This is a genomic window from Evansella clarkii (genome assembly GCF_002019695.1).
GTDB lineage: Bacteria > Bacillota > Bacilli > Bacillales > Salisediminibacteriaceae > Evansella > Evansella clarkii.
The window spans coordinates 2,366,080-2,384,010 of record NZ_KV917376.1; the positions used below are offsets into that span (position 1 = coordinate 2,366,080).

21 protein-coding genes are annotated in these 17,931 nt (G+C 41.3%); 15 read left to right on the plus strand and 6 right to left on the minus strand.

Features of this window, described 5'->3' with window-relative positions; all coding sequences use genetic code 11:
- Positions 1-26: 26 nt before the first annotated feature.
- A complete protein-coding gene (locus BK582_RS10745; protein ID WP_078595033.1) occupies positions 27-824 on the minus strand; it encodes an NAD kinase in 798 nt (265 codons plus the stop codon).
- A 169-nt stretch (positions 825-993) separates the two neighbouring features.
- On the opposite strand from BK582_RS10745, the gene BK582_RS26940 reads away from it, so the two are divergent.
- From BK582_RS26940 to BK582_RS10785, 9 genes are all read left to right on the plus strand, one after another.
- Entirely contained in the window at positions 994-1,140 is a 147-nt protein-coding gene (locus BK582_RS26940; protein ID WP_169910952.1) for a hypothetical protein, read from the plus strand.
- Between the two features lie 99 nt (positions 1,141-1,239).
- Positions 1,240-2,238: a signal peptide peptidase SppA gene (gene sppA, locus BK582_RS10750; protein WP_078595034.1), complete on the plus strand. Its 999-nt coding sequence runs from the start codon at positions 1,240-1,242 to the stop codon at positions 2,236-2,238.
- A gap of 9 nt (positions 2,239-2,247) precedes the next feature.
- A complete protein-coding gene (locus BK582_RS10755) occupies positions 2,248-2,745 on the plus strand; it encodes an RDD family protein (protein ID WP_078595035.1) in 498 nt (165 codons plus the stop codon).
- Positions 2,746-2,957: 212 nt separating this feature from the next.
- Positions 2,958-3,635 (plus strand): DUF2953 domain-containing protein, encoded by a 678-nt coding sequence (locus tag BK582_RS10760; protein WP_078595036.1) that lies wholly within the window; start codon positions 2,958-2,960, stop codon positions 3,633-3,635.
- Positions 3,628-4,155 carry a GerW family sporulation protein gene (gene ytfJ, locus BK582_RS10765; RefSeq protein WP_078595037.1) on the plus strand — a complete coding sequence of 176 codons (528 nt, stop codon included), beginning with the start codon at positions 3,628-3,630 and terminating at the stop codon, positions 4,153-4,155. The genes BK582_RS10760 and ytfJ overlap by 8 nt, the downstream gene beginning before the upstream one ends.
- 599 nt (positions 4,156-4,754) lie before the next feature.
- Positions 4,755-5,261 carry a thiol peroxidase gene (gene tpx / locus BK582_RS10770; protein WP_078595038.1) on the plus strand — a complete coding sequence of 169 codons (507 nt, stop codon included), beginning with the start codon at positions 4,755-4,757 and terminating at the stop codon, positions 5,259-5,261.
- 193 nt (positions 5,262-5,454) lie between these two features.
- A complete protein-coding gene (locus BK582_RS10775) occupies positions 5,455-6,459 on the plus strand; it encodes a class I SAM-dependent methyltransferase (RefSeq protein ID WP_078595039.1) in 1,005 nt (334 codons plus the stop codon).
- Between the two features lie 288 nt (positions 6,460-6,747).
- On the plus strand, positions 6,748-7,935 hold the full coding sequence (locus BK582_RS10780; RefSeq protein WP_078595040.1) for an acetate kinase: 1,188 nt from the start codon (positions 6,748-6,750) through the stop codon (positions 7,933-7,935).
- A gap of 188 nt (positions 7,936-8,123) precedes the next feature.
- Positions 8,124-8,960, plus strand: coding sequence for an EcsC family protein (locus tag BK582_RS10785; RefSeq protein WP_078595041.1), 837 nt, complete (start codon positions 8,124-8,126; stop codon positions 8,958-8,960).
- A 38-nt stretch (positions 8,961-8,998) separates the two neighbouring features.
- Here the strand turns inward: BK582_RS10785 and BK582_RS10790 are convergent, their stop codons facing one another.
- Both BK582_RS10790 and BK582_RS10795 read right to left on the minus strand, forming a co-directional pair.
- Positions 8,999-9,316, minus strand: a complete 318-nt coding sequence (locus tag BK582_RS10790; RefSeq protein WP_177344639.1) for a hypothetical protein — start codon at positions 9,314-9,316, stop codon at positions 8,999-9,001.
- A 23-nt stretch (positions 9,317-9,339) separates the two neighbouring features.
- A complete protein-coding gene (locus tag BK582_RS10795) occupies positions 9,340-9,792 on the minus strand; it encodes a universal stress protein (RefSeq protein ID WP_078595042.1) in 453 nt (150 codons plus the stop codon).
- A gap of 163 nt (positions 9,793-9,955) precedes the next feature.
- Here BK582_RS10795 and BK582_RS26945 point away from each other — a divergent pair, with 163 nt between their 5' ends.
- The 3 genes from BK582_RS26945 to BK582_RS10805 all read left to right on the plus strand — a co-directional run bounded on the left by BK582_RS26945 (position 9,956) and on the right by BK582_RS10805 (position 11,817).
- Positions 9,956-10,096, plus strand: coding sequence for a hypothetical protein (locus tag BK582_RS26945; RefSeq protein ID WP_167553071.1), 141 nt, complete (start codon positions 9,956-9,958; stop codon positions 10,094-10,096).
- Between the two features lie 210 nt (positions 10,097-10,306).
- A complete protein-coding gene (locus BK582_RS10800; RefSeq protein WP_078595043.1) occupies positions 10,307-11,065 on the plus strand; it encodes an SDR family oxidoreductase in 759 nt (252 codons plus the stop codon).
- A 371-nt stretch (positions 11,066-11,436) separates the two neighbouring features.
- Positions 11,437-11,817, plus strand: coding sequence for a hypothetical protein (locus tag BK582_RS10805; RefSeq protein ID WP_078595044.1), 381 nt, complete (start codon positions 11,437-11,439; stop codon positions 11,815-11,817).
- 218 nt (positions 11,818-12,035) lie between these two features.
- Here BK582_RS10805 and BK582_RS10810 read toward each other — a convergent pair whose 3' ends face one another.
- On the minus strand, positions 12,036-13,142 hold the full coding sequence (locus tag BK582_RS10810; RefSeq protein WP_088033019.1) for a M24 family metallopeptidase: 1,107 nt from the start codon (positions 13,140-13,142) through the stop codon (positions 12,036-12,038).
- 179 nt (positions 13,143-13,321) lie between these two features.
- Between BK582_RS10810 and BK582_RS10815 the strand changes: the two genes are divergently transcribed.
- On the plus strand, positions 13,322-14,002 hold the full coding sequence (locus BK582_RS10815) for a metal-dependent hydrolase (RefSeq protein ID WP_078595045.1): 681 nt from the start codon (positions 13,322-13,324) through the stop codon (positions 14,000-14,002).
- Between the two features lie 127 nt (positions 14,003-14,129).
- Here the strand turns inward: BK582_RS10815 and BK582_RS10820 are convergent, their stop codons facing one another.
- The gene (locus BK582_RS10820) at positions 14,130-14,783 is read right to left on the minus strand and encodes a hypothetical protein (RefSeq protein WP_078595046.1); all 654 of its coding nucleotides are present in this window, start codon (positions 14,781-14,783) and stop codon (positions 14,130-14,132) included.
- A gap of 279 nt (positions 14,784-15,062) precedes the next feature.
- Between BK582_RS10820 and BK582_RS10825 the strand changes: the two genes are divergently transcribed.
- Positions 15,063-16,370: a CBS domain-containing protein gene (locus tag BK582_RS10825; protein WP_078595047.1), complete on the plus strand. Its 1,308-nt coding sequence runs from the start codon at positions 15,063-15,065 to the stop codon at positions 16,368-16,370.
- 57 nt (positions 16,371-16,427) lie between these two features.
- On the opposite strand, the gene BK582_RS10830 is transcribed toward BK582_RS10825, so the two are convergent.
- Complete coding sequence (locus BK582_RS10830) at positions 16,428-16,742, minus strand: YtpI family protein (protein ID WP_167553072.1); 315 nt, start codon at positions 16,740-16,742, stop codon at positions 16,428-16,430.
- Positions 16,743-16,904: 162 nt separating this feature from the next.
- On the opposite strand from BK582_RS10830, the gene BK582_RS10835 reads away from it, so the two are divergent.
- Entirely contained in the window at positions 16,905-17,852 is a 948-nt protein-coding gene (locus tag BK582_RS10835; protein ID WP_078595049.1) for a DHH family phosphoesterase, read from the plus strand.
- Positions 17,853-17,931 lie beyond the last annotated feature (79 nt).

A 17,931-nucleotide genomic window follows, 5' to 3' on the forward strand; every position in this document is an offset into this window, starting at 1 on the left:
CTGCCTGGAAAATTATAAGACTTAGATCACAAAAAGCTTCTTCGCACTTTATGAAGGAACAAATTATCTTTCATACGCAAAGTTTTAATTTCTTTTTCTGAGAGCCGGATTTTCAGTTCGTGTATATGCCTTATACTTAGTGCTTCGTTATCTGCTCCAATAATTGGGTGGTCGTTCCCGTCCTGAATGACCTTTAAGACGAGCTCACGATCTTTGTTTAGCAGAAGCGGGGAGCCCAGAGTACGATACTGGTTGTTGTTGATGGAAGATATTTCTGTGAGCTGGAAACCTTTAAGCTTAGGGTCAACAACTGCTCCACCAAGTGATTTATTATAGGCGGTACTGCCTGTAGGAGTTGAAACAACCATTCCGTCTCCACGGAAGGTTTCGAAATATAAGTCATCAATAAACACGTCGATAGCAAAAGTTTTAATAATATTGGAACGGATCGCGCATTCATTCAGACACTGAAAGCTCTGCATTTCGTCGACTGTCACTTCCAGGGTTGGATACCGAAGCACTTCCAGGCCGGATGCCTGCATTCCGGCTTCAATCCTCTCCAGGTTATTCAGGTCAAAATCCGTATAAAAGCCAAGATGGCCATCGTTGATTCCTACATATAAGCAGTCTTCACGGAATTTTGTTTTTCTGATTGCCTGCAGAAAAGCCCCGTCCCCGCCAATACTGGCAATTATATTGGCTTCATCAGGGTTTTTTACGAGCTGAAAGTCGTACTTTCTCCCAAGTTTTCTTAACTCCTGGACTTTAGGCTCTAATTCATCAGAAGGGGTGTAATATAAATAAACATTTCTACGATTAGGCATTACTGTTTTCATCCTTTCTGCAATAAATCATTGAGGTGGAACTTTTAACCGTTCTGATTAGTGGTATTCTCGTTTTTTTCAACAAATCCTGCACAAACGTGAAAAATTAAACAAGTGAATGAATTTCATGTATAGGCTTTGAATAAAAAAAATGTACATTACTTTTCGATTGCAGCGTAAGACGGCGACTCTGGCGGGAACAGCACGAGCTGAAAATCCATTTTTGTCGGCGTTCAGCCGTCAAAAATTAGTTGAAGCCGTGCCCGCAGAACGCGTCCGTCTGAAGCGTAAATCGAACAACAAAGTAACTTTTTAAGATAAAGTTCGCATTCAAGTTGAATTATGAAATTAATTCAAGTTGAATTATGAAATTAATTCAAGTACAAATTAATTATTTGATTTAAGGAGGAACATTATGAGTACAAAACGCTGGATCGCGGTGTTAGCTGCAGCAGGACTTTTTCTGGTTTCTAGTGCGTTCACTATGTTTACGGCCCTTTTTTCAACTGGTATAGATGAGTTCTTTGATGTATCGGACCAGCCATTTGAAGAGAGGGTTGTGGAGAGTGGGGACGGTACTGGAAAGATTGCAGTGATACATTTAAACGGTGTAATAGAAAATAGTTATAATCCCCCTGGAATTTTTCAGGCAGCCGGTTACCATCATGAGAACTTTCTCCGGCAGCTTGATGCGGCAGCCGAGGATGGCCAGGTCCATGGGATTATAATCCGAGTCAATACTCCCGGTGGAGGAGTAGTGGAATCAAGTGAAATTCATGACAAAATCGTTGATATTCAGGAGGAGTTCAGAAAACCTGTCTATGTATCAATGGGAAGTATGGCTGCGAGCGGTGGATATTATATTGCTGCACCTGCAGAAAAAGTATTTGCAAATTCTCAGACGATAACCGGGTCTATTGGTGTTATTATGCAGTCCATAAATGTGAGTGAACTGGCTGAAGATCTGGGTATCAGCAGTGAAGTTATTAAAAGCGGGCCCTATAAGGATATAATGTCTGCTACAAGAGAAATGACAGATGATGAAAGGGAAATTCTTCAGGATCTGATTGATGAATCCTATGAACAGTTTGTAGATGTTATCGAAGCAGGGCGGGATTTCTCAAGAGAAGAAGTTTATGAGCTGGCTGATGGCCGGATATACAGCGGCAGCCAGGCATACGAGGCAGGTCTGATTGACGGACTGGGCCATTTTCACGAGGTAATAGACACAATGCAGGAAGACCTTGGAAGAGGCAATTTAACCGTGGTTGAATACGAGCCAGCATTCGGGCTTCCAGGCATCTTCTCTTTTGCAGCTCAGAGGGTTTTCACAAATGAATTAGACTTATTAGGCATTACTGATTGGGTGCATTCGAACCAGGGTGCTAAGCTTATGTACCTGTATACGGATTGAGGTGGTAAAATGAGCGATATATACGCTGGAACTATTGGGGAAGAAGCAGAAAAGGAAATTCTGATCCCGGAAAAAGCATATGCACCTGCCGGATTCTGGATGCGTTTCTGGGCTTACCTTATTGATTTAGCCGTTGCTGCAAGTATCAATGGAATCATTCTTGCGCCACTATTTTTCCTCACTAACCTGAATGATTTGACTTTAGGAATATATACTGCCGGCGGGTTTCTCACTGCATTAGTAAGTTACTCTTATTTTGTAGTTTTAACAAAATTCTGGGGACAGACTTTAGGAAAAAGAATTATGGGTATTAAAGTTTTGTCTGACAGGCCAGAAGGTTTAGCCTGGAAGGATGTAATAATGCGGGAAGTAGTAGGAAGGTATATTCACCAGTCACTGGCAGTCACGAATATCCTTTATGTGATAGTTGCTTTCCATCCAAAGAAAAAAGGATTGCATGATATATTTGCCGACACTCACGTTGTGCTTGAGCCACGGTCCAAATAAATATACGATTGCCAGACTGAAAAACAATAAACCTGCATGCTGGTGCAGGTTTATTTTTTATTTGCTGGGTGATACTTGCACTATAAGAAAGTATAAAATTTTAGCAAGGGAGCAGTCTCGTCGTAGATAAAATTTTTAGGATTATATAAGTGCAACTACGCCTCTGTCTTCGCCAATCGGCGAGTTTTCTTTAGAAATGAAAGGAGGACTTTATGAATATTTTTCTGTGGATACTCCTAATCCTTATACTTTTGTTAATAGTAATGCCGTTTCTGAAACTCAGGGTACTGGTTACCTATTTACATGATGGTAAAAATGATGACTTATCGTTACAATTCAGTATTTTTCGGATCATCAAATATAATCTCAGCGTGCCTTTAATAGCAGTGGATAAGGAAAGTCCTTCAATCGTATATGAGGAACATACAGACAGCGCACTGGGCGGAACGGAACGAAAACAAAAATTCACTGTTGATGAGTTTTTATTCGATCTGAGAAAATTTGAACAGTTATTACACCATGTAGTTGGATTTCATACTATTATTCGGAAATTTCTGAAGAAGGTTTCCGTACTGAAGTTAAGATGGGTGACACAAATTGGAGCTGAAGACGCGGCGTTAACAGGTTCCTCTTCTGGAGTAGTCTGGATGATTAAAGGAAATGTACTGGGGATCATTTCTAATTATATGCGTTTAAAAACAGCCCCGGAAATTGAAGTAATACCATATTTTCAGCAAATTAAATTAAAAACGTCATTAAAATGCATGGTTTCCTTCCGAATCGGACATGCTATCCTTGCAGGAATAAAGGTATTACGTCATATGAGAAAAGGCAGAGCTCTGTTCAGCAAAAATAATGATCAAACAGCAGGGAGGGATATTCATGTCTGAACATCCAATACAAGGTTTAATGAAAACCGCTATGGAGAACTTAAAAGAAATGGTTGATGTGAATACAATTGTAGGAGATCCAGTTGAGACGCCAGACGGAAGCGTCATAATGCCAGTCTCTAAAGTAGGGTTTGGTTATGCAGCTGGGGGAAGTGAATTTGTAATTGATCAGCCAAGAGGTTCCGCAGCTGGTGAAAATGGCAATAAACATCCTTTTGGCGGAGGTAGTGGTGGTGGTGTCTCAATTACTCCAATCGCATTTCTGGTTGTTAGCAGCCAGGGAGTAAAAATGGTTCATCTTGACCAGAACACACACCTTGTTGAGAAGCTTTTAGACTTTACGCCTCAGGTTGTTGAAAAAATTCAGCAGATGATGCAGTCAGGCCAGCAGAACCAGAAGCAAAATCGTCAGCAGTCCGGAAGCCAGATGGCGGGAAGCCAGCAACAACAGCAACAGCAACCGGATACAGTGGTGCAGAGAACGGAAACAGAGACTTTTACTGAAACAAGAAATGAATAATCAGCCTGGCGCCATTGGAAAGGCGCCAGGTGTTTTTATGTAAAAGAAAATACCGTATTTTATATTATTGCAGGACAAATTCTTGATAATTAAGTCGGATTTGTCCAAAAAAGCAAAGTTGCTGGACAAATCTGTGGTCCGGAAGCGAAAATTGTCCAGAGAAAAACATTTGCTGGACAAATTTCAATAAAAACTTAAAGATTTGTCCAGCATTGGTGAGTAAAACGCTGAATTATTCCATTAAATGTAAAAACGATGGACGAATTCTTGATAATTAAGTCGTTTTTGTCCAGAAAAGCAAAGTTGCTGGACAAATCTGTGGTCCGGAAGCGAAATTTGTCCAAAGAAAATCATTTGCTGGACAAATCTGTGGTCCGGAAGCGAAATTTGTCCAAAGAAAATCATTTGCTGGACAAATCTCAATGAAACCTTAAAGATTTGTCCACATTCCGCTCCTATACGTAAGACAAGAAGGCGTTTTGACCCAAAAAGCGACACCATAGCGAAGAAGTATCAATCAGGAAGACATATTACTGTTTTTTCATCACTAATATATGTTACTTTATGTACATAAAGGAATAATGAGGAGGAGATTCAAAGTGGCAGAAATTACGTTTAAAGGTAATCCGGTAACTCTTAAAGGGAGTAAAGTAGAAGCTGGTGACAAGGCTCCTGACTTTAAAGTTCTTGCAAATGATTTATCAGAGGTAACTCTGGAGGATTCGAAAGGAAAGGTCAGGCTGATCAGCGTTGTTCCTTCAATCGATACAGGTGTTTGTGATGCGCAGACAAAGCGTTTTAACGAAGAAGCGTCCAAACTGGATGGTGTGCAGGTCTTAACAGTTAGTGTAGATCTTCCTTTTGCTCAGAAACGCTGGTGTGCAGCTGAGGGTGTTGAAAATCTTCAGACGTTATCAGACCACAGGGATCTTTCCTTCGGTACAAATTACGGAGTAGCGATTGAGGAGCTTCGTCTTCTGGCCCGTTCTGTATTTGTTGTCGACAGCTCGGATAAAGTTACATACGCTGAGTATGTTCAGGAAGTTACTGATCACCCTGACTATGACAGGGCAATAGAAGAAGCTCAAAAAGCTCTTGATAATTAAACAGCACATACCTAAAGAGAAAAGTCCTCTGGAGAGGCTTTTCTCTTTTTACATGAAATAATTTTTGCTGCAAAAATCAACAGACACACGTGCTCCTCTAATAATTTTGAGCAAAATTTGTTTACGGGATATTATCTTTTGCTAAAATAGTTAGAATGCAGAACGATAATTATTTTCAGGAGTTGAGAATTAAATGGATAATTATAACTTAACAAATACAGAATTGATCTTTAATACTTTAGATAAAGGGGCAAACGTTATTCAGAAAGAGAAAGACGATACATACCTGGATGCTCTGGCCGAAATGGGAGAAGTAATTTTTCATGAAGAGATTCCTTCCTGGCTCTCAGAAACCGGCCGTGCCCAGGTCTCAAAAGCGTTAAAGGAGCTCCCTGAGAAAGGAGCAGCAGCTAAAGAAGAATACCGCCGGGCGGTGCAGCTTGCTGTTCTAAAAGGCATGAAGGAGGCTACACAGCCTCACCATGCAATGACACCGGATGCAGTAAGTTTATTTATTGGCTATTTAGCAGATAAGGTTCTCGGCTATGAGGAGAATGAAGAAGCAAAAGTGATTCTAGACCCGGCTGTAGGTGCAGGAAACCTGCTGACGGCAGTAATGAATCAAGTAAAAACGAAGACTCACGGGGCAGGAGCAGAAGCAGATGAAACTTTGCTCAGATTATCTTTTATAAACGCTAATCTCCAGGAACACTCTGTAGATTTATTCCATCAGGACAGTGTCGCATCTCCGTTAATTAAAAACGTTGATATGATAGTGACAGACCTTCCTGCTGGCTTTTATCCTAATGATGCTGTCGCATCCAGGTATACCCTTGCATCAAAAGAGGGCCATTCATTTGTCCATCATTTGCTGATTGAGCAGGCTGTTAACCACGTAAAACCAGGCGGGTTTATGTTTTTCCTCGTTCCTAATTTTATTTTTGAATCGGAAGAAGCGAAAGAGCTGCATGAATATATAAAGAAGGAAGCAATAATATATTCATTTTTACAACTTCCGAAATCCATGTTTAAAAATCAGAAGTGGGGAAAAAGTATTCTTGTACTGAGAAAACAAAAAGACGGAATAATTCCGCCAAAACAAGCTCTTCTGGCAGAACTGCCTTCTTTTTCAAACAAACAGGCGCTTGCTGATATTATGCAGAGGATAGCGGGATGGTTTGACGACCATTTAAAATAAAGATAAACAAAAACGGGAAAAATAGAGAAAGCGTTCCCAACTGTTATAATTATTAAAAAATTATTTTGTATAAAACACCTTTCACAACGTAAAAACAGTGTAAAAACAGGATTTTATTGTTACAATTCTGTTTTTTGAAATTAATGTAACAGATGTTGCAAATGTGGCATACCCGTGGTTTAATTATCTATGGCGCAATGACTGCAGCGTGTAGAACTATGAAAAATATCGGCATCGGTATTTTTACCGGTGTATGATAATCAGAAATTTGAAGGAGCGGTATATAGTATGTCTAAAATCATGGCAATAAACGCCGGAAGCTCTTCCTTAAAGTTTCAGCTTCTGGAAATGCCCGAAGAAAAGGTGCTTACAAAAGGTGTTGTTGAGCGGATCGGCTTAAAAGATTCTATTTTTACTATTGAAGTAGAAGGAGAAAAAAAGAAGGATGTTGGGGATATTGAAGACCACTCCAAAGCGGTTAAAATCCTTCTTGATAAGCTGACTTCGTACAACATCATCAGTTCCCTGAACGAAATTGAGGGTATTGGGCACAGAGTTGTTCACGGAGGAGAAAAATTTAATGATTCTGTCCTTATTACAGATGAAGTGTTAGCAGGGATAGATGAGGTTTCTGAACTTGCCCCATTGCATAACCCGGCAAACCTGGTTGGTATCAGTGCTTTCCGTGAAGTGCTGCCGGAAGTTCCTGCAGTAGCTGTATTTGACACAGCTTTCCATCAGACAATGCCAAAGGGATCTTATCTATACAGCCTCCCTTATGAGTATTATGAGAAATATGGAATCCGTAAATATGGTTTCCATGGCACGTCACATAAATATGTATCTGAAAGAGCAGCCGAACTACTGGACAGGCCTATTGACCAGCTTCGCCTCATTTCCTGTCACTTAGGTAATGGTGCGAGTATTGCAGCAATTGAAGGCGGAAAATCCATCGATACTTCAATGGGATTCACTCCTCTTGCAGGTGTGACTATGGGAACCCGTTCCGGTAACATTGACCCTGCTCTGATCCCATATATTATGGAGAAAGCTAATCTGAGTGCGGAAGAAGTAATTCAGGTTCTTAATAAGAAAAGCGGTATGCTGGCGCTTTCCGGATTTTCAAGCGATCTGAGAGATATTGAAATAACTGCAAGTGAAGGAAATGAAAGAGCACAACTTGCACTTAATGTATTCACATCCCGAATTCACAAATATATTGGATCTTATGCTGCAAGAATGCATGGTCTTGATGCAGTAATTTTTACAGCAGGTATTGGTGAAAACAGTGATGTAATCAGAGCAAAAGTACTCGAAGGGCTTGAATTTATGGGTATTTACTGGGATCCTTCTCTTAATAAAGTCAGAGGGAAAGAAGCATTTCTGAACTACCCACATTCACCTGTAAAAGTAATTGTGATTCCTACAAATGAGGAAGTAATGATAGCAAGAGACACTGTTCGTCTCACAAAATAATAGTACGTAATCAGCCTTCCCTTTTACTGAGGAAGGCTTTTTTATATTAGGATAGTATAAAAACTGCAGGAAAGCTGTCCGGCTCGCAGGTAAAGAGTGTTGCTCGTGACCAAGGCGCACGCGCATTTCTTAATTTTATTTGCATATAATTATATAGTTTTACAGGCAACAGGAAAGGGGGGAGGGGCATGGCCTGGACGGTAAGGGATGAACAAGTCTGGGAGGAGATTGAGAAGTGGGAGGGGAAGCATTTTTCCAAACAAGTAACCGACTTTTCGCTCACTGCTTATAAACTTTTTAACAGCAGTCTGGAATCACTTGGGCCCATGAACGAAAAACTTCTTGCCAGTCTGGACGATATAATATTTCATTTTCATGCCATTATCCAGCATAGGCACTTTGATGAAAAAAAGATAGCCGGTCTCCTTTCACAGGCGAGAATATTCCGGGAGGATATTTATTATATTGAGGATATGAAAAAACTTACGATTGACCAGCTTCGGTTTATTGCAGAAAAACAGCTGGCAAGACAGAAGGCGGCTGCACTTTTTCAGGGAGGAGCAACAGGTACTGGGGGACTGCTGTTTATGCTGGCGGATCTGCCGCTGATGCTGGCGGTTAATTTAAGAACTATACAACTTACGGCAATGAACTACGGGTACGATTTAAGGAATCCCTATGAGATGATGCTTGTGCTTAAGCTTTTTCATGCAGTGTCATTACCGCACCACTTACAGCTTGAGGCCTGGGAGGAAGTTTTCAGAGAAGCGGAATCCTCACAGGTGGAGGCAATATTTTACGATGGCAAGGAAGATGTAACCAGCAAAGTGTGGATGCAGCAGCCGCTGAAACAGACTGGAAAGCTGCTTGCTTTAGGATTGCTCAGAAAAAAAACAGTTCAGGGAGTCCCGCTGCTTGGAGCAGCAGTTGGGGCTGGGGTTAATTATACATTTGCCCGGCATGTGGCAGAAGCTTCTCATATTTTTTACCAAAAAAGATATCTTCTGGAAAAGAAGAATAAATAGCTGCAGCCTCCTGTATTAGCGACAGGAGGCTGTAAATATTAAGAATGTGTTTTAACCTTCACTTCTTCGCCGGTTCTGTACCAGATCCAGAGATCATTAATTACTGATGCAAGTTCGGCGATCTGGCTGTTCAGTTGGCAGCTACGTTCAAAATTCTCTTCTTCATACAGATCTTTCTGCAGCTTGTTTATTTGTTGTTCCAGAGATTTAATGCGTTCTGGAATATCTCCACGTACGTTTTCCCATTTTGCCAGAGTTTTCTCCTGCAAAACAGGGTCAAGTTCTTCCCAGTCTGTTTGAAGCTGAGGAGTGACAATGCCCAGCCGGGAATCGAAAGTAAATTTTATCGAAGACAAAACTATACCTCCTGAATAAAAGCTTATTCTTCCGCCATATCTGTACGTACGATTAATACATCGCAACGTGCATGGCGGGTGATGTGTTCTGAGACACTTCCGATAAGGAAGCGTTCTACAGCGTTTAAACCAGTTGCTCCGGTTACGATTAAATCCACCTCATGTTTCTTAACAACATCTCTCGTTATCTTAACCTTTGGAGACCCGTACTCAATAATCATGCTGACATCTTTTACACCGGCATTTATTGCCTGCTCTTTATAATCTTTCAGCATGTTCTCCGCATATTTTTCAGCTTCTGTAAATATCATCCTGTCATAATGTTCAATGGAAGCGAAAGTCCTGGTGTCAACTACATGTACTATAAGCAATTTTGCAGTGTTATCCTTGGCGATAGTGATAGCCTTTTTAAGTGCTCTTTTTGCTTCGTCCGATCCGTCAACAGCAACTAATACAGTATTGTAGCGTACTGGCATTTTAACTACCTCCTTTTATGGACAGGGTCCGTATTTAACCGCTGTTTTTTCAGCGATCTGTTCTTTCCACCTTAATTATACCAGAGCATCTCGTGCTAAAAAGCAAATAATGATAATTGATGCTAAATTGTCAAATACTATTTATAATTAAGGGGGTGTTCCATTGAAAGCGAATAAACCTGAATTAAACGAACTGATTTTTGATGAAACAGCGGACACTGTTACAAGAGATTTGCTAATGAGTTCTTACTATCAACGTTCCCACCCTGAAGAAGATAAAACTATGAACTCGGATGGGGAATGAGGGCATGAGCAAGAAATGAACTAAATCAACGTAATCAGCCCCTTCTGAAATTACCGTTCAGCAGCGGGCTGAATTTTTTTACTGGTCAATATCTTTTACAAAGACGCCTGCTCATAAGTATAATAAAATAACACTTGTAATAATACATATTAAATAAACAGCACCAGATATATTATGGAATAAAACAGTTAAATGAGGGAGAGTGGTTCGATGCGCCATGCATTGATCACAGCAGGATCAAAAGGGCTGGGTAAAAAAGTTACAGAACAGCTTTTAGAGGACGGTTTTTCTGTTACGGTACATTATCACAGTGATACAGCCGCTGTTGAAAAAATGAAGGCGGAGCTGGGTGAAAACAGTGAACGTATCCAGTTCATTCAGGGAGATGTGACGAATAAAGAAGATCTTCTTCGTCTCGTAAACGATACACTGGAAAAATGGGGACGAATAGATGTACTCGTTATGAATGCAGGCCCTTATATTTTTGAGAGAAAGAAATTGATGGATTACAGCGAAAATGAATGGTATACAATGATTGACGGTAATCTTAATTCAGCCTTTATACTGTTGAAAGAAATTGTTCCTGTTATGCGGAGACAAAGATTCGGCAGAATAGTTTCCTATGCCTTTCAGGGGGCGGACCATACACCAGGATGGCTTTACAGGTCAGCTTTCGCCGCAGCAAAAACGGGCCTCGTATCGCTTACAAAAACTGTATCGATTGAAGAAGCGGAATACGGAATCACCGCCAATGTTATTTGTCCAGGGAAGATAATTGATGAGTATAAAGAGGCTTCCATCAACGAAGCAAAGAGTATAAGGGATGAAGAAACCCCTGTAGGCCGGCCAGGTACTGGTGAAGATATAGCCAGAACAGTCAGCTTCTTATGTGAAGAAAAAGCAGATTTAATTACCGGTGCTGTAATCGAGGTTACTGGCGGAGTCGATGTGCTGCATAAATTCAGGTAAGATTTCCTCCAGTTTCCTGCATGAGGGGAGTTACCCATTGAGCCCAGAGACTCTTTCCTCTGGTTTCAATAGACGGAAAAATTCCGCTTAATTCGTAATTATTATAAAAAAACACTTAAATAGACGGAGAGTTTCCGCCTATTAACTCGAAAAATTCCAAATTGGGTGATTTTGCTTTGCATAGCCGGAAAAACTTCCCTTATATCACCCAAAAAGAGCTTCCACCTGCATGTAAACGGAAAATCTCCGTTTATTTTACTTTTGGTGAGGATTACTCCATTAAGGAGAGAACTCACAAAAAACCGACAAAATTAATCAACAGAAGTATATATACAGGAAAATCACCTCAAACTGATTAAGAGGTGATCTTTTTGTATAAGTATACTGTTACTGTAGTGTTTTTCACTATGTTTAGTCTGTTTGGGGCTGCAACAATGGCCGGCGCTTCCTTCGACTGGCAGCAATACAGGACGTTAAAAATTACTTTTGAGTCAGAAGAAAAAGTATTTGAATGGGAATATGAGAATCCTTCCTCATTCGAATATGAAGAAGAAAACACGATCTGGCGCGGAGAGACGGCCAGGAAGTCTTTTGAAAATATTCTTGCTCATTTCGACCTGAATGAAGCTGTTATAACTGATGAGACTGCAGCGAAGTTTGAGCGAATGTATTTCGGCCCTCCGGAGAGAATAGTTATTCACTCGGTGGACGGAGAAGATAACGCACGGACATGGCACTGGAGAAAAAGCTAAAAACAGGATTAGGAAGGGCCCTGCCAGTTAAACAGAATAGCCGAAACGGCCGTATTCATGCCTCTCGTAATTTCGGGCAATCAACTCGACAGAAAAACTATCAGATTTTAAAGTTATACGCAAAAAAGGTTTCAATTATCCATTTCGATAATTGAAACCTTTTTAGTTAATAGCAGGTGTTCGTCCCAGTCTTATCTGTTACATACTGAACCGTTATCTTACCTTAATTTTTCCGGTACTACTGTTATATCTTTAGGGAAGATGGTTAATGTTTCATAGCCGTCTTCTGTTATTAAAACATCATCTTCAATTCGTACGCCCAGTTTATTCGGAATGTATATGCCAGGCTCAATGGTAAGAGTCATTCCGGTTTGCAGCGGCGCTTCATTCTGGTCATTCAGAGATGGGAATTCGTGTACTTCGATTCCCAATCCATGGCCAATCCGGTGAGGGAAATAATCCCCATATCCTCTGTCTGCGATTAAATTTCTCGCAGCTTTATCCAGTCCGGAAATCGGATTACCTGGCTTACATTCAGCAAGAGAAGCTTCCTGTGCTGCAAGAACTGTTTCATAAACAATCTGGTCTTCTTCTCTCACTTCACCGAAGAAAACTGTTCTCGTAATATCAGAACAATAGCCATCCTTAACTACACCGAGATCAAAAAGAACGGCGTCACCTTTTTTCAGCTGGCGGCTGCCAGGATTTCCATGAGGGTCTCCTGCTTTTTCGCCGAAAAGGACCATCGTGGAAAAGGACATTTCCCGGACTCCCTCTTTTTTGAGTTCGTACTCGATTTTCGCCAGAACTTCCATTTCAGTAACGCCTTCTTTTAAGGCAGAAATACCTACTTCCACCCCGTAGTCAGCAAGCCTTGCAGCAGCTCTCAGGTTCTTGATTTCTGCTTGAGTTTTTATAACACGCTGTCCAAGCAGGGCGTCATCCCCGTCTATGAGTTCCGCCTCAGGATATAACCCTTCCAGAACTTTCACCCTGTGCCACGGGAGGTTCTGCTCTACAGCAATTCTCTGTGGAGAAACACCCCTCGCAAGGAAGGCTTCTTTAATTTTTTGCCAAGGATCTTCTGTATCGCTGTATCCAACGATCTCACCCTCTGTAAAAACATCCTTTACCTGGTTTACTTCCATTCCAGGGCAAACGAGCAGAGGTTCCGCTTCCTGAAACAGAAATACTCCTACTAATCTTTCATGCGGGTCTGTATCAAATCCGCTTATGTAATAAACATTAGCCCTTGTCTGGCATAAAAGCACATCAATATTACTTTCCTTCATCCAGGATTTTAGTGATTTGTTCTGCTTGTTCAATTTTATCCCCTCCTGTAAGTTACTCTACTAATCTTAACACACGATAAAGAGTTCAGTGCCTTATTTTTTAAAATTTCAGTCTACTGCTGTCAAAGTTAATCGGAAGAATAGGAAGGAAAAATCAGGGGTATCTAGTATATGTGTAATTGTAGGATAAATTACGGGAGGAGAGATAACGAATGAAGGTTTCCTATCATGGACATTCAGTAGTGAAAATTGAAACAAACGGAACAAACATTTTGATCGATCCATTTATTACAGGAAACGGAACAACTGATCTTGAAGTAAAGGATTTACGGGCGGATGTTATTCTTCTGACCCACGGGCATAATGACCATGTTGGTGATACAGTGGAACTTGCGAAGGCAAATGATGCATTAGTAGTTGCGCCTTTTGAGTTAGCGACCTATCTTGGATGGAAAGGGATAAATACGCACCCGCTGCATATAGGCGGGGCGCATGAATTTGGATTCGGTACAGTAAAGCTCACCCAGGCATTTCACGGCTCTGCGTACACTGATGAAGAGACCCAGCAAATTATTTATACAGGTATGCCAGCTGGGATCTTATTTAAAGCCGAAGGGAAAACGATCTACCATGCCGGGGATACAGCGTTATATTCCGATATGAAACTCCTGGCAAAACATGAGATCGATCTGGCGTTTCTGCCTATCGGCGATAATTTCACAATGGGGCCGGAAGATGCACTGACTGCTGCTGAATGGATTGAAGCGAAAAAAGTTGTTCCAATGCATTATAATACTTTCCCTGTCATAGAGCAGGATCCGAAGGCATTTGCTGAAAAAGTAAAAACCGGAGAAGGGATTGTCCTGGAAGCTGGAGATCACCTGGAGCTATAAGTTTTCGGCAAGTATAGTATATTTAAATAAAAAACGAGGCTGGGCAGCGAAACCCAGCCTCGTATATTTCTCAGTCCAGCCTGATGGATGTTCACAATCTCCATTTTTTTAGCAAGCCTGTTGCTCCTTATGGATTTCCCTCTAAGTAGGCTTTTACTTCCTCTTCATAAGCCTGTCCGAGAAAAACTCCGTCAAGCCTTTCTGATTCTTCCATGTAGTGCTTTTCAAGGAGAACAGGCATCAGCTGTTGCCAGATGACAGTCCTCTCTGCATAATCACGATCAAATTCGCGCATGTATTCTTCATATGAGATATTCAGGCCGTTGGAAATTCCCTGAACTGCTGGAGGAAGAGTATTACCGTAGGCTTCCACATTGTAATCAATTTGTGCATCAATCTCTTCTTCCGTAACTTCCACTCCATATTCTGCAGAAGCATACTCTCTCCATGCTGTTTCGAATTCTGCACGATCTCTTGCGAAGGCAGCCATTTCCTGGACGGTGAGACCCTTATCTTCTTCGAAATTTTCTATATAATATCGAATGAACCATCTTTGCGTGTCTTCATCAGAAATGTACAAATTTCTTAGGTGCTCAAGAGCTTCTTCTGTAACTTCCCTGTAATTAACCTCGACAAACTGTGCTGCCCCTTCATCAAAGACCATTTTAACCGGATCTTCTCCCATTGTATGAGCAGCATAAGGATTGGGAGGAGTATTGTTCGTCTGCTGGCAGGCCGGAATAAAAATCAGTATTGCGAGAATAAGAAAAAGTATTTTCATAACTTGACTCCTTTATGTAGGGAATCATTAACTCCTTTCTTTATATTATATTTCACTTAGTAGTATTTGTACCCAGTTAAAACTATCTTTCACTGTTTTTCTGCAAATTTTTAAGATATTACAAATTTGCTGTTCGCGAGGAGCGAAAAATAACAGAAATGATGTTCAAAGGGCAAAGTTTTGGCACAGGCTATTGAAGTCCTTATATGACGCATATATACTTGTATTAGTACAGATGTGAGAAACGATAGAACAGTATAAAAGGGAGTGGCTTGCTCTATGACAAAGCATGAGCAGATCCTGCAGCATATTCAGTCGCTGGATGTGGGTAACAAAATATCCGTCCGCCAGATTGCAAAAGCGCTTCAGGTAAGTGAAGGAACGGCATACCGCGCGATTAAAGATGCAGAAAACCAGGGGCTTGTAAGTACAATAGAACGTGTCGGAACAATCCGGATAGAAAAAAAGCAAAAAGAAAATATCGAAAAACTTACGTACGCCGAGGTGATTAATATTGTTGATGGCCAGGTGCTTGGCGGCAGAAATGGTTTATATAAAACGCTGACTAAATTTGTTATAGGCGCAATGAAGGCCGAGGCAATGATGCGTTATGTAGATGCAGGAAATCTGCTGATTGTCGGTAACCGGGAACAAGTCCATAAGATGGCTATTGAAGCTGGGGCAGCTGTCTTAATAACTGGTGGGTTTGACACTAATGAAGAAGTGAAACAGCTTGCGGACAGGCTGGAGCTTCCGATCATTTCCACCTCGTATGATACTTTCACAGTAGCAACCATGATTAACAGAGCAATATACGACCAGCTTATAAAAAAGGAAATCGCACTGGTAGAAGATATACTTATTCCTCGCGAAAAAACTAATTTTCTTACTACCTCCCACACAGTTGAAAAATGGCACGAGCTTAACAGCCAGACAGGGCACAGCAGATATCCAGTTGTAGACAGTGAAAATAAGCTGTACGGTATGGTAACCTCTAAAGATGTTATTGGAGTAAGCCCGTTTGTTGAGGTAGAAAAGGTGATGACAAAGAGCCCGATATCAGTGAGCCCGAAAACTTCTGTGGCATCCTCAGCCCATATGATGGTCTGGGAGGGAATAGAATTGCTCCCGGTCATTGACCAGAACAAAAAACTAGTGGGCATCATTAGCAGACAGGACGTGCTCAAGGCGCTGCAGATGCTTCAGCGGCAGCCTCATGTAGGTGAGACAATTGAAGACCTTGTTACAAGGCATATGGAGGACGTTTCGTCTGCAAAGGAGGTTTGTTATCAGCTTGAAGTCAACCCGCAAATGACGAACCATCTCGGGACCATTTCCTATGGCGTAATCACCACGATAGTTACTGAAGCAGGGAGCAGAGCGCTCCGGAAGTATAAAAAGGGTGATCTTGTCGTAGAAAATATAACGTTGTTTTTCATTAAACCGGTGCAAATTGAAAATGAAATACTCATTGTTCCAAGAGTACTGGAAGTCGGCAGAAAGTTTGCAAAGGTAGACGTGGAGCTGTTCTATGGGGGACAGATTGTAGGGAAAGCGATGCTCATGGCCCAGCTGATCGACCGTTGATAAAGTGAGGGGAAAAATAAAAGGAACGGCTGCGGGCCGTTCCTCTTGAGTGTTAAATCAGCTCTGTAACTCTGCCTTTTTAATCTCTTCCATTTCTTTTCTTGCAAGCGGCAGATATGTGCGGTAGTTGCGAATTCCAAAAACAATGTTAATTATTCCGTAAACCACAAACACCAGGCCTACAATTGCTGCAACCTGAGACCCGAAAGAATTGTACGAGTTAACAGCAAAGGCAACGAAGAAGACACCGATCGTAATACTGCTTTTCGCAGCGTACCAGCTTTTAAGCATAAGGCCAGGAACTTTGGCCTGCTGTACTTTAAAATAAACGAAAAAGACGAGGGATATAATAATAATTGAAATTAATAACATTGGCTGCATATCTCCTTTGAAGACTTTATAATTTCATTTTGATACTTATATACAAAGCCTTTATTTAAAATGCGGTCTATTGTAAGTTAGCACGACAGGATGAATAATTCAAGCTGTGTTTTTACAGCTGCTGCAAAAATATTATCACACGAGGAGTATGCAATGAAAAAAGATGTTTACGAAAGAATTAAAGAATATGAAAAAATAATTATTCACCGGCATGTCCGGCCTGACCCTGATGCTTTCGGTTCGCAGGCAGGGCTAAAGGAAATCATTCAGCAAAGATTTCCGGAGAAAAAGGTTCTTCTTGCCGGGCAACAGGAGCTCTCCTTATCTTTCCTGGCTTCTATGGATGAAATAAGTGATGAAGATTTTCAGAACGCACTCGTGATTGTTTGTGACACTGCTAACAGAGAGCGCATCGACGACGGCAGGTTTAACGATGGAGATTATCTGATTAAGATTGACCATCATCCTGATGTGGATGTGTACGGTGATATCTCATGGGTAGACACAGAAGCAAGTTCAACGAGCGAAATGATTTGCAGCCTGTTTGAAGAATTTAAAAAAGACGGCGGTTCTATGCCAGATGAAGGCGCAAGATTGCTATACGCAGGTATAGTTGGAGATACAGGGAGATTCCGTTTTTCCAACACAACGGAAAAAACCTTTTATTATGCAGGCGAACTTATTAAACACAAATTTTCCAGGACGGCCCTTTATGATGAAATGTATGAAACATCCCTTCCGCTGCTGCGTCTGGAAGGCTATGTCCTATCAAATCTGGAACTGCGGCCATCCGGAGCTGGCGTAGTTACGTTAACTATGGACAAACTGGAGGAATATGGCGTGACATCAAAAGAAGCCGCTGCAATTGTTAACGCGTTTTCTACTTTAAGAGGTTTAAAGGCCTGGGTCTTTTTTGTAGAAGAATCGCCTGAGCTTATCAGAATCAGACTCCGTTCTAAAGGACCTGAAATTCATAAGCTGGCGGAAAAATATAATGGCGGCGGGCACCCAATGGCTTCTGGAGCGTCTGCTTCAAACTGGGAAGAAACTGAGGAATTTACAGCTGATCTGGACAAAATTTGTTCTGAATTTCCAGGTTGATTGGAGTTTGGGTAGGGAAGACGCTCTAGCGTTCCCGCTTTGCCCGATTTTTTACACGAGCGGGCATGCAAGCCGTTCT